Source organism: Streptomyces sp. a15 (assembly GCF_059026085.1).
This window is the reverse complement of the sequence record NZ_JBWLKM010000030.1, coordinates 16,558-33,169: the sequence shown is the minus strand read 5'-3', so window position 1 is coordinate 33,169 and position 16,612 is coordinate 16,558. Positions and strand designations below refer to the sequence as shown.

The 16,612-nt window shown below is 69.9% G+C and carries 14 protein-coding genes; 9 read left to right on the top strand and 5 right to left on the bottom strand.

Annotated elements, in window-relative coordinates:
* Positions 1 to 101 precede the first annotated feature (101 nt).
* Complete coding sequence (locus tag AC5P09_RS27370; RefSeq protein WP_493876430.1) at positions 102 to 1,010, top strand: SMP-30/gluconolactonase/LRE family protein; 909 nt, start codon at positions 102 to 104, stop codon at positions 1,008 to 1,010.
* 14 nt (positions 1,011 to 1,024) lie between these two features.
* Here the strand turns inward: AC5P09_RS27370 and AC5P09_RS27365 are convergent, their stop codons facing one another.
* Entirely contained in the window at positions 1,025 to 2,005 is a 981-nt protein-coding gene (locus AC5P09_RS27365) for an ArsR/SmtB family transcription factor (protein WP_493876429.1), read from the bottom strand.
* A gap of 85 nt (positions 2,006 to 2,090) precedes the next feature.
* Between AC5P09_RS27365 and AC5P09_RS27360 the strand changes: the two genes are divergently transcribed.
* The 4 genes from AC5P09_RS27360 (at position 2,091) to icmA (ending at position 6,171) form a co-directional block, all read left to right on the top strand.
* A complete protein-coding gene (locus tag AC5P09_RS27360) occupies positions 2,091 to 3,446 on the top strand; it encodes an MFS transporter (RefSeq protein WP_493876428.1) in 1,356 nt (451 codons plus the stop codon).
* Between the two features lie 21 nt (positions 3,447 to 3,467).
* The gene (locus AC5P09_RS27355; protein ID WP_266433691.1) at positions 3,468 to 3,977 is read left to right on the top strand and encodes a MarR family winged helix-turn-helix transcriptional regulator; all 510 of its coding nucleotides are present in this window, start codon (positions 3,468 to 3,470) and stop codon (positions 3,975 to 3,977) included.
* 62 nt (positions 3,978 to 4,039) lie between these two features.
* Positions 4,040 to 4,378: a DUF3817 domain-containing protein gene (locus tag AC5P09_RS27350; protein WP_493876427.1), complete on the top strand. Its 339-nt coding sequence runs from the start codon at positions 4,040 to 4,042 to the stop codon at positions 4,376 to 4,378.
* A gap of 92 nt (positions 4,379 to 4,470) precedes the next feature.
* Complete coding sequence (icmA, locus tag AC5P09_RS27345; RefSeq protein ID WP_493876426.1) at positions 4,471 to 6,171, top strand: coenzyme B12-dependent isobutyryl-CoA mutase large subunit; 1,701 nt, start codon at positions 4,471 to 4,473, stop codon at positions 6,169 to 6,171.
* Here icmA and AC5P09_RS27340 read toward each other — a convergent pair.
* Positions 6,168 to 6,824, bottom strand: coding sequence for a TetR/AcrR family transcriptional regulator (locus AC5P09_RS27340; protein ID WP_493876425.1), 657 nt, complete (start codon positions 6,822 to 6,824; stop codon positions 6,168 to 6,170). The genes icmA and AC5P09_RS27340 overlap by 4 nt on opposite strands.
* Before the next feature lie 236 nt (positions 6,825 to 7,060).
* On the opposite strand from AC5P09_RS27340, the gene AC5P09_RS27335 reads away from it, so the two are divergent.
* The 4 genes from AC5P09_RS27335 (at position 7,061) to AC5P09_RS27320 (ending at position 11,455) form a co-directional block, all read left to right on the top strand.
* Complete coding sequence (locus tag AC5P09_RS27335; protein ID WP_493876424.1) at positions 7,061 to 8,047, top strand: tetratricopeptide repeat protein; 987 nt, start codon at positions 7,061 to 7,063, stop codon at positions 8,045 to 8,047.
* Positions 8,048 to 8,696: 649 nt separating this feature from the next.
* Positions 8,697 to 9,341 carry a DUF6230 family protein gene (locus AC5P09_RS27330; protein ID WP_493876423.1) on the top strand — a complete coding sequence of 215 codons (645 nt, stop codon included), beginning with the start codon at positions 8,697 to 8,699 and terminating at the stop codon, positions 9,339 to 9,341.
* 184 nt (positions 9,342 to 9,525) lie between these two features.
* Positions 9,526 to 10,122 (top strand): DUF6114 domain-containing protein, encoded by a 597-nt coding sequence (locus tag AC5P09_RS27325; RefSeq protein WP_493876422.1) that lies wholly within the window; start codon positions 9,526 to 9,528, stop codon positions 10,120 to 10,122.
* Positions 10,112 to 11,455 (top strand): hypothetical protein, encoded by a 1,344-nt coding sequence (locus AC5P09_RS27320; RefSeq protein ID WP_493876421.1) that lies wholly within the window; start codon positions 10,112 to 10,114, stop codon positions 11,453 to 11,455. The genes AC5P09_RS27325 and AC5P09_RS27320 overlap by 11 nt, the downstream gene beginning before the upstream one ends.
* A gap of 111 nt (positions 11,456 to 11,566) precedes the next feature.
* Here AC5P09_RS27320 and pyk read toward each other — a convergent pair whose 3' ends face one another.
* The 3 genes from pyk to pta all read right to left on the bottom strand — a co-directional run bounded on the left by pyk (position 11,567) and on the right by pta (position 16,405).
* Positions 11,567 to 12,997 (bottom strand): pyruvate kinase, encoded by a 1,431-nt coding sequence (gene pyk / locus AC5P09_RS27315; RefSeq protein WP_493876420.1) that lies wholly within the window; start codon positions 12,995 to 12,997, stop codon positions 11,567 to 11,569.
* Positions 12,998 to 13,070: 73 nt separating this feature from the next.
* A complete protein-coding gene (locus AC5P09_RS27310) occupies positions 13,071 to 14,306 on the bottom strand; it encodes an acetate kinase (RefSeq protein ID WP_493876419.1) in 1,236 nt (411 codons plus the stop codon).
* The gene (pta, locus tag AC5P09_RS27305; RefSeq protein ID WP_493876418.1) at positions 14,303 to 16,405 is read right to left on the bottom strand and encodes a phosphate acetyltransferase; all 2,103 of its coding nucleotides are present in this window, start codon (positions 16,403 to 16,405) and stop codon (positions 14,303 to 14,305) included. The genes AC5P09_RS27310 and pta overlap by 4 nt, the downstream gene beginning before the upstream one ends.
* Positions 16,406 to 16,612 lie beyond the last annotated feature (207 nt).

The window sequence follows — 16,612 nt, the reverse complement described above, 5'->3', positions numbered from 1 at the left end:
GATCCAGATCCAGATCCAGATCCAGATCCAGATCCAGATCCAGATCCAGATCCAGATCCAGATCCAGATCCAGATCCTGGTCATCCCTCCGAGAGGACGCCATGCCCGCCGACGGCCCGTACGAGATCCTGGACGACCGCTTCCGCACCGGACGCTGTGCGAACGGCGACAGCAGGCTGGAGGTCCTGCACGACGGCTGCCGCTGGGCCGAGGGCCCGCTGTACCTCCCCGCCTGGCGCCAGCTGATCTGGAGCGACATCCCGAACGACCGCATCCTGCGCTGGGACGAGGCCACCGGCACGGTCGGCGTCTTCCGCACCCCGGCCGGGTACAGCAACGGCAACACCCTCGACCGGCAGGGCCGCCTGGTCACCTGCGAGCAGGGCAACCGCCGGGTCACCCGCACCGAGCCCGACGGGACGGTGACCGTCCTCGCCGACCGCTACGCCGGCAAGCGGCTCAACAGCCCGAACGACTCCGTCGTACGCTCCGACGGCACGATCTGGTTCTCCGACCCGGACTTCGGCATCACCAGCGACTACGAGGGCCATCGCGCCGAGTCCGAGATCGGCGCGTGCCACGTGTACCGGATCGACCCGGCGACCGGCGAGGTCCACCTGGCCGCCGACGGGTTCGAGGGACCCAACGGCGTCATCCTGTCGCCCGACGAGCGGCGGCTGTACGTCTCCGACTCGCGGGCCGCCCGGATCCGCGTCTTCGACATCCGCGAGGACGGCACGCTCGCGGACGGGAAGGTCTTCGCCGAGGGCCGCGGCGACGTCCACTTCGACAACATCCGCTTCGACGACGAGGGCCGCCTGTGGGCCGCCGCCCTGGACGACGGCGTCCACTGCTACGACCCCGACGGCACCCTCATCGGCCGGCTGCGCGTGCCCGAGCCCGTCTCCAACGTGGCCTTCGGCGGCCCGAAGAACAACCGCCTGTTCATCACGGCCACCACCTCCCTGTACTCGCTGGTGATGTCGGTGACGGGAGCGCCGCGCGTGTAGGCCCGGCCGGTGGATCAGCCGCCCGCCGCCAGCGCGATCCCCAGCGGCGTCCGCTCGTACAGCACCTGATGGCCGTAGCGCCGCGCGGTCAGCAGTCCCGCGTCGCGCAGGACCGTCAGGTGCGCCGACACCGACGACGGCGCGAGGCCCAGCCGGTGGGCGAGCGCGGTCGTGGTGGCCGGTTCGTCGAGCGCGGTGAGGACGGCGGACCGGCCGCGGCCGAGGAGCCGTACGAGCGTGTCGCGGGTGCGGTCGGCGGGCTCGGCCCACAGGCCGCCGATGCCCCGGGCCGGATAGACCAGGGTCGGCTGCCAGGGCGGGTCGAAGCTGCTGACGAGGTCCGGCCAGCTGAAGACGCTCGGCATCAGCACCAGGCCCTGTCCGCCCAGGTCGCGCTCGTGCTCGCCCCGCCACTCGACGGTCAGCGTGCCCGCGTTCCAGCCGCAGCGCCGGTTGATCTCGGGCAGCAGCCCGCCCAGGCCCACCTCCGCCAGCCGGCGCGAGTGGAACGCCACGTCCGCCTCCAGCAGGGCGCGCAGCCGCGGCCAGTCCGGCTCGACGAGGGTGTGCCAGACCTCCTCCAGCGCGTCGGACAACTCCCGGACCATGCGCACGGGATCGCGCAGCCAGGTTCGTCCCCGGGGCGAGTCGAGCGCACCAGGGGTGTCCGCCAGCGAACGAGCGGTGTCCTCCCGGGCCGCCTCCGGATCGGCGGCACGCACCGCGGCGATCTCCTCCTCGAACGAGGCGGCCGGTCCGGTCGGCGGCGGGCACAGCCAGTCCGGCGAGTGACCGCGCCGGGGCATCAGCAGCCACAGCGGAGCGAGGTCCAGCCCGGCGGCCGCCGTACGGATCCGGCGCAGCCAGTGCGCGTGATAGCCGTGCCGCTCGGGCCGCTTGAGCGTGCGCACCACCTCCTGCGTCTCCCACAGCGGCGACACGGCGAACCGGCAGCGGAGGAAGTCGTCCTCCCCGAAGCGCAGTCGCGACGGCACGGCCACCTCCTGACGAACCAGCGCGAACATTCGGCCGGAACCGAAACTCTAGGGCCCGCCCCGCCGGGCGAGCACGCTGCTGCCCATGCCAGAACAGCTGTTGGACACTCCTGCGGCACCGCCCACCGGCTACGCCCGCCTCTTCACCGTCCGCGAGTTCCGCGCGGTCTTCGCCGCCCACGCGCTCTCCCTGCTCGGTCTGATCGTCAGCGAGGTCGCGCTGTCCGTCCTCGTCTACGACCTCACCGGCTCGCCCCTGATGAGCGCGCTGACGTTCGCGCTCGGGTTCCTGCCGTATCTGGTCGGCGGGACGCTGCTCGCGGGGATCGCCGACCGGTTCCCGGCCCGGCGGGTGCTGGTGGTGTGCGACCTGGTGTGCGCCGGGGGCGTCGCGCTGATGGTGACGCCGGGCGCCCCCATCGCCGTACTGCTCGCCCTGCGCTGCTGCGTGGCCGTCGTCTCGCCGGTGTTCCAGGGGACGCGGATGGCCACGCTCGCCGAGATCCTGGGCGACGGCGACCTGTTCGTGCTCGGCCGCTCGCTGCTGCGGATCGTCTCGCAGAGCGCGCTGCTGGTCGGGTTCGGGCTCGGCGGCCTGCTGCTCACCGTCGTCTCCCCGCGCCATGCCCTGCTGATCACCGTGGGCACCTTCTGCGCCTCGGCCGCGCTGCTGCGCTTCGGCACGCGGCGCCGCCCGGCCCGCGCCGGGAACGGCAGCGCACTGGTCAAGGACTCCCTCAAGGGCGCCCGGCAGGTGCTCGCCGACCGGCGGGTGCGCGTGCTGCTCCTGATGTTCTGGCTGCCTCCGATGTTCTCCGTCGCCCCGGAGGCACTGGCCGCCCCGTACGCCGACGACCTGGGCGTCGGCTCGGTCGGCCTCGGCCTGCTGATGTGCGCGCTGCCCGTCGGCACGATCGCCGGCGAGCTGTACGCGGGCTCCCGGCTGCGCCCCGCCACCCGGGAGCGGATCGCCCTCCCGTTGCTCTGCTGCACGCTGCTGCCGTACCTCGGCTACGCGATCGGCCCCGGCCTCGCCGTCTCGCTGCTGCTCCTGGTGATCTCGGGGGCGGGGACGGCGTACACGCTGGGCCTGGACCAGTGGTTCGTGCGGGAGGTGCCGGAGGAACTGCGCGGGCGGGCCATGACCCTGATGACCGCCGGTCTGATGACGATCCAGGGAGTGGGCATGGCGCTCGCGGGCGTGGCGGCGGAGTTCGCCGGAGTGGCCGCGACGGTCACGGGAGCGGGAGTGCTGGGGACGGTGTGCTGTGTGGTGCTGGCCTTGGAAGCCCGCCGGACGGAGGGGCTCGGACGGAGGGGCTCGGACGGAGGGGCTCGGACGGAGGGGCTCGGACGGAGGGGCTCGGACGGAAGGGCGGACGGAGGGGCTCGGACGGAAAGGCTCGGACCGAGGGGCGAGACGGGGCTGACCACGATGTGACCGGCCGGTAAGGTCTTTGCCGTGCCGAAGCCCCTCAGTCTCCCGTTCGATCCCATCTCCCGCGCCGACGAACTCTGGAAGCGGCGCTGGGGAAACGTGCCGTCCATGGCCGCGATCACCTCGATCATGCGCGCCCACCAGATCCTGCTCGCCGAGGTCGACGCGGTGGTCAAGCCGTACGGGCTGACGTTCGCGCGGTACGAGGCGCTCGTGCTGCTCACCTTCTCCAAGGCCGGCGAGCTGACCATGTCCAAGATCGGCGAGCGGCTCATGGTGCACCCCACCTCCGTGACGAACACCGTGGACCGGCTGGTCAAGTCGGGCCTGGTGGACAAGAAGCCCAACCCCAACGACGGGCGCGGCACGCTCGCCGTCATCACCGACAAGGGGCGCGAGGTGGTCGAGGCGGCCACCCGCGACCTGATGGCGATGGACTTCGGGCTCGGCGTGTACGACGCCGAGGAGTGCGCGGAGATCTTCGCGATGCTGAGGCCGCTGCGGGTGGCGGCGCACGACTTCGACGAGGACTGACCCGGCAGACGAGGGCCGACCCCGGGCAAGATCTCCCGAAGCGGATGGTTACGCTCGTACGCATGAAAAAGTCCGTGCTGACCCGCTACCGCGTCATGGCCTACGTCACCGGTGTGCTGCTGGTCCTGCTGACCCTGGGCGTGATCGCCAAGTACCTGCTCAAGATGGACGGGGCGGACGACTTCACCCGCGTCGTGGGCATCGCGCACGGCTGGCTGTACGTCGTCTACCTGGTCTTCGCGTTCGACCTGGGCTCGAAGGCGAAGTGGCCGGTCGCCAAGCAGCTGTGGGTGCTGCTGGCCGGGACGATCCCCACGGCCGCCTTCTTCGTGGAGCGGAAGATCAGCCGCGAACTGGAGGGGAAGACCGCCGAGGACTCTCCGGCGATCGCCAAGGCGTAACCGCTCGGCGCACCGCTCGGCGCACCGCCGTACGGGTTCCGTACGGCGGTCAGCCATCGACATTTACTAGGACATCCTAGTAAATTCGAAGCATGGACGCTGACGCGATCGAAGAGGGCCGCCGACGCTGGCAGGCCCGGTACGACGCTTCACGCACGCGTGAGGCGGACTTCACCACGCTCTCCGGTGACCCTGTGGAGCCGGTGTACGGGCCGAGGCCAGGGGACAGCTACGAGGGCTTCGAGCGGATCGGCTGGCCGGGGGAATACCCCTTCACCCGCGGCCTGTACGCGACCGGCTACCGGGGACGCACCTGGACCATCCGGCAGTTCGCCGGGTTCGGGAACGCCGAACAGACCAACGAGCGCTACAAGATGATCCTCGCCAACGGCGGCGGCGGACTGTCCGTGGCCTTCGACATGCCGACCCTCATGGGCCGCGACTCCGACGACCCGCGCTCGCTCGGCGAGGTCGGGCACTGCGGCGTCGCCATCGACTCGGCCGCCGACATGGAGGTCCTGTTCAAGGACATCCCGCTGGGCGATGTCACCACCTCCATGACGATCTCCGGGCCCGCCGTGCCCGTCTTCTGCATGTACCTCGTCGCCGCCGAACGCCAGGGCATCGACCCCGGCGTCCTCAACGGCACCCTCCAGACGGACATCTTCAAGGAGTACATCGCCCAGAAGGAGTGGCTCTTCCAGCCCGAGCCGCACCTGCGCCTCATCGGCGACCTGATGGAGTACTGCGCGGCCGGCATCCCCGACTACAAGCCGCTGTCCGTCTCCGGCTACCACATCCGCGAGGCCGGGTCGACGGCCGCGCAGGAACTGGCGTACACGCTGGCGGACGGCTTCGGGTATGTGGAGTTGGGGCTGTCGCGCGGGCTCGACGTCGATGTCTTCGCCCCCGGCCTGTCCTTCTTCTTCGACGCGCACCTCGACTTCTTCGAGGAGATCGCCAAGTTCCGTGCCGCGCGCAGGATTTGGGCCCGGTGGATGCGGGACGTGTACGGGGCCCGCTCCGAGAAGGCGCAGTGGCTGCGCTTCCACACGCAGACCGCCGGCGTGTCGCTGACCGCCCAGCAGCCGTACAACAACGTGGTGCGTACGGCCGTGGAGGCGCTGGCGGCGGTTCTCGGCGGCACCAACTCGCTGCATACCAACGCGCTGGACGAGACCCTCGCGCTGCCTTCGGAGCAGGCCGCGGAGATCGCGCTGCGCACGCAGCAGGTGCTCATGGAGGAGACCGGCGTCGCCAACGTGGCCGACCCGCTGGGCGGTTCGTGGTACGTCGAGCAGCTGACGGACCGGATGGAGGCGGACGCCGAGAAGATCTTCGAACAGATCAAGGAACGGGGCCTGCGGGCGCACCCGGACGGACAGCACCCGATCGGCCCGATCACCTCCGGCATCCTGCGCGGCATCGAGGACGGCTGGTTCACCGGCGAGATCGCCGAGTCGGCCTTCCAGTACCAGCGCGCCCTGGAGAAGGGCGACAAGCGGGTCGTGGGGGTGAACGTCCACCACGGATCCGTGACCGGCGACCTGGAGATCCTGCGGGTCAGTCACGAGGTGGAGCGGGAGCAGGTGCGGGTGCTGGGGGCGCGGAAGGCCGCCCGGGACGAGGCGGGTGTGCGGGCTGCCCTGGACGCGATGCTTGCCGCCGCGCGGGACGGTTCCAACATGATCGGGCCGATGCTGGACGCCGCGCGGGCCGAGGCGACGCTCGGGGAGATCTGCGGGGTGCTGCGGGACGAGTGGGGGGTGTACACGGAGCCGGCGGGGTTCTAGGGCCCGTCTTCCGGGGTCGGAGCCGCGTCATGGTCCTCGCCCGCTCCGGCGAGGCCGAACAGCAGGATCCGGGCGAAGCTGCGCACCCACTCCTCGTCCGCCGGTTCCGCGCTCACCAGCGTCCGGTGGACCACCGCGCCCGCGACCACGTCGAAGATCAGATCCACCGTGCGGGCGGCTTCCTCCGGATCCGATTCCGGGGGGAGCTCGCCGCGCTGCTGCGCGCGGGCCCGCCCCTCCAGGACCAGCCGCTTCTGGCGCTCCACGATCGAGGCCCGGATGCGTTCCCGCAGCGCCTCGTCCCGGGTCGACTCCGCCACGACCGACATCAGGCCGCTCTTGGCCTCCGGCCGGGCCAGGATCGCCGCGTACTGGAGGACGACGCCCTCGATGTCGGCGGCGAGGGTGCCGCAGTCGGGGAGGCGGAGCTCGTCGAAGAGTTCCGCCACCGCGTCGACGACGAGTTCGTTCTTGCCGGCCCAGCGGCGGTAGAGGGTGGTCTTCGCGACCCCGGCCCTGGTGGCCACGTCCCCCAGAGTGAGCTTCGACCAGCCGAGCTCGACCAGGGCCTCCCGCGTCGCGGCCAGGATCGCGGTGTCCGCGGCGGCGCTGCGCGGACGCCCGGCACGGCTGGCGGGAGTGCGGCTCTGCATTCCCCGACCATAACCGGCCGTTCCCGTGTCGCCGTGAGGGAGATCACCGGACCGCGCTGTTCCGAAGGCGCCGCGTGCCATTACGCTACGACTCGTAGCGAAAGCGCGTGACGGACGTACGCGCGCGGCGCACACACGCGCGGCGTGGGGTGGGGACCCGGCGTCGGACACCCGAGAGTACGACCGGCTTTCACAACGCTTTTCACATGGGCGCGGGAACGGGGGAGGATGTACGCATGCAGCCACGGAACATGTCCATGAGCGGAGTCGTCGACCTCGCCGCGGTGAAGGCGGCCCAAGAGGCCAAGGCGAAGGCGGAGCAGGCGCGGGCCGAGGCCGCCCGGCAGGGCGGCGGCGCCGGTGGTGTCTCGCCGGCCGATCTCGTCACCGATGTCGACGAAGCAGGGTTCGAGCAGGATGTCCTGCAGCGGTCCGCCGAAGTGCCCGTCGTCATCGACTTCTGGGCCGAGTGGTGCGAGCCCTGCAAGCAGCTGAGCCCCGTCCTGGAGCGGCTTGCCGTCGAGTACAACGGGCGCTTCGTCCTCGCCAAGATCGACGTCGACGCCAATCAGATGCTGATGCAGCAGTTCGGGATCCAGGGGATCCCGGCGGTCTTCGCGGTGGTCGCCGGGCAGGCCCTGCCGCTCTTCCAGGGTGCCGCCCCCGAGACGCAGATCCGGGAGACCCTGGACCAGCTGGTGCAGGTCGCCGAGCAGCGCTTCGGGCTCACCGGTCTGACCGTCGCCCCCGACGCCGAGCCGGGCGCGGGCGGGGACGCCCAGGCCGCTCCCGAGATGCCCGCGGGGCCGTACGACGCGCTCCTCGATGCCGCCGTACGCGCCCTGGACGCCGGGGACTTCGGCGGTGCGGTGCAGGCGTACAAGAACGTACTGAGCGACGACCCGGGCAACAGCGAGGCCAAACTGGGCCTGGCCCAGGCCGAGTTGCTCCATCGCGTGCAGGGCCTCGACCCGCAGCAGGTGCGCAAGGAGGCCGCCGACAAGCCGGCCGACATCGAGGCGCAGATCGCCGCCGCCGACCTGGATCTGGTGGGCGGGCATGTCGAGGACGCGTTCGGGCGGCTCATCCAGACCGTGCAGCGCACTGTGGGTGACGACCGGGATGCCGTACGTCTTCGGCTGCTGGAGCTGTTCGACGTGGTCGGTGGCGACGACCCGCGGGTGGCGGCGGCGCGCAGGGCCCTTGCGCGCGCCCTGTTCTGACCGGGGCGGGAGCCCGGTTCTGACCAGTCCCTAAACATCACGGCATGTGATGCCCGAGTGAAAGATTGGCCGATCTGGGGCCAGTGCGGCCGCGCTTTACCAAATCTTGGTAATCGCGGCCGCTGTTACTTGGAGTAAGTCGCGGGCGTTGGTCTGTCGGAATCTGTCCAACGATCAATGGCTTTGTCTGGTGGTCATCTGACACCCAGCGTTGTCGACCGAGACCAGCGGGTCGTTGTTCGGTTATCCGGCCGTTACTAGCGAGTAACGAACCCCCTTGTGTCGACGGCGAGAATGGACCACGATCGGCGACGCTCGGTCCAATTCCGTACCCCGGCAGCCGGTTGGGGCGACGGGAACCCAGGGTCCCCACCGAGTAGGGCCGACGGCAGTGGAGTCGGCCCTTGGGCAGGGGGGTCTTCGCCGTTTCGGCGAAGCCTGTCCAGCAAGGTTGTGCGTGATGCGTGTCAGGCGCGACCAGTGGTTGTCGCTCGGGGGTGATCGCCGGTGATTCGGGTGCGGTTCGCGCCTCGAGCGCGGGCGCTCCCCTTCCCGAGGACGTAGCACTTCTCCCATCCCTGCCCGGCTGAGCCGTCGCTTCGACAGGGGCAGTCAGGGCCAGGAGATGTACGTCCGAGAAGGAGGAAATATGGAGTCCCTAGTGCGTGGCGGGACCAGATGGAAGCGGTTCGCTGTGGTCATGGTGCCCAGCGTCGCCGCGGCCGCGGCTGTGGGTGTCGGGCTGGCGCAGGGTGCGCTGGCCGCGTCGTTCAGTGTGTCGGGCCAGCAGTTCAAGGTGTCGGTCGCGGACCTGCACGGTGAGGGTTTCGCCCAGTACGGCGGCATCGACACCGTCTACACCTCGACCGCAGGTGACAAGAAGACGCAGGTTCCCGTCGCCATCTCGTCGTTCGACGACGCGACGCTCACCAAGATGTGTCAGTCGGTCAAGACGGAGATCCCTCTCATAGGCAAGACGATCTACCTTCGTCTTGACGCGGGCAGGGACCCGAAGAAGCCGGTCACGGCTCACAACCTCTACATCGACATGTCGCAGCTCGACGCCGATGCGACGTTCCACGACATCGACATCGGTGTTGCCGTTCAGGACAAGACCCGTGGTCCTGCCGTGAAGGACACGAAGACCACGCTGCCGGGCGGCTTCGCCCAGCAGGCGGAGTCGGCCGACCTGACGGACGTCGAGCAGACGGCGTGGGCGACCTCGGCCGGCACGTTCAAGCTGAGCGGCCTGTCGATGCGTCTCGGTACCGACCCCAAGATGGAGTGCTTCTGACGGCTGAGGCCGTAGGGGCGCTCTCGGACAGCTGAGCTGCCGAGGGGGCGGGGAAGCACATGCTTCTCCGCCCCGCATGCCAGTCCGTCGCCCGACGGCGGACACCAAACTCAGACTTTCCGGCTTCTCCACGCCAACGGCCGAGCCGGTACGTACTTCATCCGGACCCAGGGAGCTGTTTTCCATGAGTGCCGAGACTCCGGTCCAGAGCGCCGGGACGTTCACCCGGTTGCGTCTGCGATTCCGTGACTGGCGGGGCACCCGGCCGTTCTGGGCAGGCCTTTTCACCCTGCTCGGCGGGGTGCCGATCGCCTACTTCCCGTACGCCACCCTCAAGTTGGGCACCATGTCGGTCGCCATGGCGACCACCGCGGGTGCCGGCTCCCTCATCATCGGCGTACTGCTGGTCACGCTTGGTCTCACCATGTGGTTCCAGCATGCGACGCGCGTCTTCGCGGGCGTCGCGGCGATCGTCCTCGCCCTGGTGTCGCTGGTGGTCTCCAACATCGGCGGCTTCGTCATCGGCTTCCTGCTCGCGATGCTCGGCGGCGCGCTCGCCGTCTCGTGGGCGCCGGGCAAGCCGGAGGCGGAGGGCGCCGGACCGCACGAGGCGGAGCAGGGCCCCTCCAGCGAGGGTGCCGTTCAGACCGCTCCCGACGGTGCCGTGGGTGAGCCGGGTGCGCCTTACCACGCGCAGAACCCCGCGACCGACGGTCCGGCGGACCGGACGCCCGAAGCTGCCGGCGCCGCCGATGCGAACGGGGGGTACCGTGTCGGCTGACGAGAGCCATGGCGCGGGCCCCGAGGTGTCGACCGGGGTCAGAACGGGGCCCCGTCACGCGGCGCCCAAGAAGCCGCTGTTCACCAGGTTCCACATGCCGGCCGGCAAGGCGATAGCCATGGCGGCGATGCCGACGGCGGTCCTCATGGGCATCGGGTTCACGCCCACGCTCGCCCTCGCCGACGAGCAGCCGAGCTCGAAGAGCCTGACGGCCGACGAGTACAAGGACTGCCTCGCGGCCCTCGACGAGGACGGCGCGTCCGCGTCGCCCACGCCGTCGCCGTCCGCGTCGTCGAGCGACGAGGAGTCGACGGACGAGGACAAGGGCGAGTCGGCCGAGCCGTCCCCCTCTGCCTCCGCGTCCTCGGACTCGGACTCGGACTCGGGCTCGGGTGACGCCTCTTCGCCGGATTCAGGTTCCGACGACAAGGCCGACCCCACCCCGTCCGCCTCGGCCTCGCCGAGCAAGGAGGGCAACTCCTCCTCCGGTGACACCGCCACGGCGAGCCCCTCGCCGTCCGACAGCGGGGGCAACCTGCTGGAGGACATAGGAGATGCGATCACCGGCATCTTCACCGGTGGTGACAAGGCATCGGAGAGCGCGAGCCCGACGCCGTCGGCGACGCCCTCCGCATCCGCCTCCGCGTCGGAGAGCACGGACGGCAAGGACGAGGACACCTCCGACGCTGTCAAGGAGACGACCGAGAAGGTCGCCGGCACGGTCGACGACACCGTGAAGGACACGACCGACACGGCGTCGAAGGCGGCCGAGGACACCACGAAGGCGGTGGAGAAGGCGGCCGAGGACGCCGCTGACGCCACGGCCACGCCCAGCCCCTCCGCGAGCCCCACCACGGCCGCCGAGGACTGCCCGGTCGCCACCGAGGCCGAGGGCGACGTCGACAACAAGGTGCTGGTGGCGGACAACCCCTGGTACCTGGAGGCCAGTTCGCTGACGCTGAAGGGCGCGGACTACCAGGGCGTCGTCGAGGTGAAGACGGCCAGCGGCAAGATCAAGAAGGTCCTGAAGTACGTCGTCTCCGACGGCACCGACATCGGCGACCTGCACCAGCTGGTCAAGGAGTACGGCAAGACCTACCACGTGCAGGCGGAGAAGGGCTCGACCTCCACGATCACCGACGGCGACACGGTGATGTACACCGAGAGTATCTCCGGCAACCTCTTCGGCCTGATCCCGATCACGTTCGACCCGGAGCACCCGCCGCCGCTGAACATCCCACTGATCTACTTCACCAACGTGAAGATCACCCAGGCCGCCCAGTTCGGCGGAACGCTGAAAGTCCCCGGGATGCAGCAGTACGTCACCGACTGAGGCCGCCACGGCCGCCACAAGCCCGTTCGGGAGCCGCACACAGCTGAGGGCGCCCCCTGGCCACAGGGGGCGCCCTCAGCGCCGTACAAAGCCCTTGGCGGGCCTGGAGGATCAGTCGCGGGCGGCCTCGCCCAGGTGGTGCACCCGCAGCATGTTGGTGGTGCCGGAGACGCCGGGGGGCGAGCCCGCGGTGATGATGACGATCTCGCCCGGGTTGAAGCGGTTGGTCTTGGTGATCTCCTGGTCGACCAGGTCGACCATCTCGTCGGTGCTGTTCACGAACGGCACGACGTGGGACTCGACGCCCCAGCTGAGCGTGAGCTGGTTGCGGGTGCCCTCGTCCGTGGTGAACGCGATGATCGGCTGGACCGCGCGGTAGCGCGAGAGGCGGCGGGCGGTGTCGCCGGACTGGGTGAAGGCCACCAGGCCCCGGCCGCCGAGGAAGTCGGCGATCTCGCAGGCGGCACGGGCGACCGAACCACCCTGGGTACGCGGCTTCTTGCCGGGGACCAGCGGCTGCAGGCCCTTCGACATCAGCTCCTGCTCCGCCGCCGTGACGATCTTCGACATCGTCTTCACGGTCTCGACCGGGTACGCGCCCACGCTCGACTCCGCCGACAGCATGACCGCGTCCGCGCCGTCCAGGATCGCGTTGGCCACGTCGGAGGCCTCGGCGCGGGTCGGACGGGAGTTGGTGATCATCGACTCCATCATCTGGGTCGCCACGATCACCGGCTTGGCGTTGCGCCGGCACAGCTCGATCAGGCGCTTCTGCACCATGGGGACCTTCTCGAGCGGGTACTCGACGGCCAGGTCGCCACGGGCCACCATCACGGCGTCGAACGCCGCGACGACGTCCTCCATGTTCTGCACCGCCTGCGGCTTCTCCACCTTGGCGATGACGGGGACCCGGCGGCCCTCCTCGTCCATCACCTTGTGGACGTCCGCGACGTCCTTCGCGTCCCGCACGAAGGACAGCGCGACCATGTCGCAGCCCATGCGCAGCGCGAAGCGCAGGTCCTCGATGTCCTTCTCGGACAGTGCCGGCACGTTCACGGCCGCGCCGGGCAGGTTGATGCCCTTGTGGTCGGAGACGACGCCGCCCTCGATGACGATCGTCCGCACCTGGTGGCCGACGACCTCGGTGACCTTGAGCTCGACGTTGCCGTCGTTGATCAGGATCGGGTCGCCCTTGGTCACGTCACCGGGCAGGCCCTTGTAGGTCGTACCGCAGATCTGCTTGTCACCGGGCACGTCCTCGGTGGTGATGACGAACTCGTCACCGCGCTCCAGCTCGACCGGACCCTCGGCGAAGGTCTCCAGGCGGATCTTGGGGCCCTGCAGGTCGGCGAGGACGCCGATGGCGCGGCCGGTCTCCTTGGAGGCGGCGCGGACGCGGTCGTAGCGCCCCTGGTGCTCGGCGTGCGTGCCGTGGCTGAAGTTGAAGCGGGCCACGTTCATGCCGGCTTCGATCAGCGCAACGAGCTGCTCGTGGGAGTCGACCGCGGGGCCGAGAGTACAAACGATTTTCGAACGGCGCATGGGGCGATCCTATCGGTTTGTTTCGCTACGGAATATTCCGTCTGGCGGAAGATACAAATGGGCGGGCGGTCGCTCAGTTGCTCTTTTCGACCAGTGCATCCGGGGCATCCGGTGCGACCAGTGCATAAGTCTGAGTGGCGATTTCCAGTTCTTCGTCCGTCGGCACCACGGCGACCGCCACGCGCGCGTGGGCGGGCGAGACCAGCCGCGGCTCGTCACTGCGTATCGCGTTCAGCTCGCCGTCCACCACCGGCCCCAGCTCCTCCAGGCCCGCCACGGCGGCCTCCCGCACCGGCGCCGCGTTCTCGCCGACCCCGGCCGTGAACGCGATCGCGTCCACCCGGCCGAGCACCGCGTAATAGGCGCCGATGTACTTCTTCAGGCGGTGAATGTAGATGTCGAAGGCCAGCTGTGCCTGTTCGTCACCCGCGTCGACCCTGCGGCGGATCTCGCGCATGTCGTTGTCCCCGCACAGGCCGATCAATCCGCTCTTCTTGTTGAGAAGAGTGTCGATCTCGTCCGTGGACATTTTGCCAACGCGCATCAAATGGAAGATGACGGCCGGGTCCATGTCTCCGGAGCGCGTACCCATCACGAGTCCCTCCAAAGGCGTCAGCCCCATGGAGGTGTCGACGCACTTCCCGCCTCGTACGGCGGACGCGGACGCCCCGTTGCCGAGGTGCAGCACGATCACGTTCACCTCTTCCGGCGACTTCCCCAGCAGCTGGGCCGTAGCCCGGGAGACGTACGCGTGCGAGGTCCCGTGGAAGCCGTAGCGCCGGATCCGGTGCTCGTCGGCGGTCTTCACGTCGATCGCGTAGCGGGCGGCCGACTCCGGCATCGTGGTGTGGAAGGCGGTGTCGAAGACGGCGACCTGGGGGAGGTCGGGCCGCAGCGTCTGGGCCGTGCGGATGCCGGTCAGGTTGGCCGGGTTGTGCAGCGGGGCCACCGGTATCAGCCGCTCGATCTCGGCGAGCACGGCGTCGTCGATCACGGTCGGCTCGGTGAAGTGCTTGCCGCCGTGCACCACCCGGTGCCCGATCGCGGCCAGTTCGGGGGAGTCGAGACCGAGCCCGTCCCTCGACAGCTCCTCCGCCACGGCCTTCAGGGCGGCCTCGTGGTCGGCGATCGGGCCGGTCCACTCGCGGGTCTGCCCGCTCTCGACGGGCGTGTGCTTCAGCCGGGAGCTCTCCTCGCCGATGCGCTCGACGAGTCCCACGGCCAGCCGGCTGCTGTCCCGCATGTCGAGCAGCTGGTACTTCACCGACGAGGAGCCGGAGTTGAGGACGAGGACACGGGTGGAGCTCACTGGGCGCTTGCCTTCTCGATCGGGGCCGGGGCGGGGGACTGGGCCTGGATGGCGGTGATGGCGACGGTGTTGACGATGTCCTGGACGAGAGCGCCCCGGGACAGGTCGTTGACCGGCTTGCGCAGACCCTGCAGCACCGGCCCGACCGCGATCGCGCCGGCCGACCGCTGCACGGCCTTGTAGGTGTTGTTGCCGGTGTTGAGGTCCGGGAAGATCAACACGCTGGCCTGCCCGGCGACTTCGGAGCCCGGCAGCTTGGTCTCGGCGACCGTCGGCTCGACGGCGGCGTCGTACTGGATCGGCCCCTCGATCTTCAGGTCGGACCGCCGCGCGCGCACCAGCTCGGTCGCCTCGCGCACCTTGTCCACGTCGGCGCCCGAGCCGGACGTGCCGGTCGAGTACGACAGCATCGCGATCCGCGGGTCCACACCGAACTGCCCGGCGGTGGCGGCCGACTGGATGGCGATGTCGGCGAGCTGCTCGGCGTTCGGGTCGGGGTTCACCGCGCAGTCGCCGTAGACGAGGACCTTGTCGGCCAGGCACATGAAGAACACGGACGACACGATGTCGGCGTCCGGCTTCGTCTTGATGATCTCGAAGGCGGGGCGGATGGTCGCGGCCGTGGAGTGCACCGAGCCCGACACCATGCCGTCGGCGAGGCCCTCCTGGACCATCAGCGTGCCGAAGTAGTTCATGTCGGAGACCACGTCGTACGCCAGCTCCACCGTGACGCCCTTGTGGGCCCGCAGGGCCGCGTACTTCTCGGCGAAGGAGTCGCGCAGCTCGCTGGTGGCCGGGTCGATCAGCTGGGCGTCGCCCAGGTCGATGCCGAGGTCGGCGGCCCTCTTGCGGATCTGGTCGACCGGACCGAGCAGGGTGAGGTCGCAGACCCCGCGGCGCAGCAGCACCTCGACGGCGTGCAGGACGCGCGCCTCGGTGCCTTCGGGCAGCACGACGCGGCGCTTGTCCGAGCGGGCCTGCTCCAGGAGCTTGTGCTCGAACATCATCGGCGTGAGGCGGTCGCTGCTCGGCGCGGAGACGCGCCGGTTGAGCTCGGCGGTGTCGGCGTACCGCTCGAAGAGGCCGAGCGCGGTCTCCGCCTTGCGCGGGGTCGCCGCGTTCAGCTTCCCCTCCAGGGAGAAGAGTTCGGCGGCGGTGGGGAAGCTGTTGCCGGGCACCGAGAGCACCGGGGTGCCGGGGGCGAGGCGGGCGGCGAGGGTCAGGACGGCGTCGCTCGGCACCTCGTTCAGGGTGAGCAGGACGCCCGCTATCGGCGGGGTGCCGGCGCTGTGCGCGGCCAGCGAGCCGACCACCAGGTCGGCACGGTCGCCGGGGGTGACGACCAGGCAGCCCGGGGTCAGGGCGCCCAGGAAGTTGGGCAGCATCGCCCCGCCGAAGACGAAGTCCAGCGCGTCCCGGGCGAGCCCCGAGTCGTCCCCGAGGACGACCTTGGCGCCCAGCGCGTGGGAGACCTGGGCGACGGTCGGCGCGGAGAGGGCGGGCTCGTCGGGCAGGACGTAGCAGGGGACGGGGAGACGGTTCTCGAGGTGCTCGGCGATCTTGTCCCGGTCCTCGCGGGCGACCCGGTTGGTGACCATGGCGAGGACGTCGCAGCCGAGGGCCTCGTACGCCCGGTAGGCGTTGCGGGTCTCGGCGAGCACGGACTCGGCGGTCTGCTTACGGCCGCCGACCACCGGGATCACGGAGGCGCCGAACTCGTTCGCCAGCCGGGCGTTGAGGGACAGCTCGTCGGGGAACTGCGTGTCGGCGTAGTCGGTGCCGAGGACCAGGACGACGTCGTAGTCCCGCGCGACCCGGTGGAAGCGGTCGACCAGCGTCGACACCAGCTCGTCGGCGCCGCGCTCGGCCTGCAGGGCGGACGCCTCGTGGTAGTCCATGCCGTAGACGGTGCCAGGGTCCTGGGACAGCCGGTAGCGGGCCCGGAGCAGCTCGAAGAGGCGATCGGGGTCGTCGTGGACAAGGGGACGGAACACACCCACCCGGTCCACCTGCCGGGTCAGGAGTTCCATGACCCCCAGCTCGACGACCTGACGGCCGTCGCCGCGGTCGATACCGGTCACGTACACGCTGCGGGTCACGCGTGCTCTCCGTTTCGTGGGTGGTTGCCTTGCCTGGGTGGCTTTCGGTGCTGTCACAAGGGAATGGTGCTGTCATAAAAATCGCCCACCGAGGTGAGCAGAACCCTCTTGACAATACCTCCCACGATAGATAAGGCGCCCGTCAGGATCGGATGCGGCGCCCACCTGCCGGACGTGAAAGAATCGGACTCGGCTCACCGGTATCAA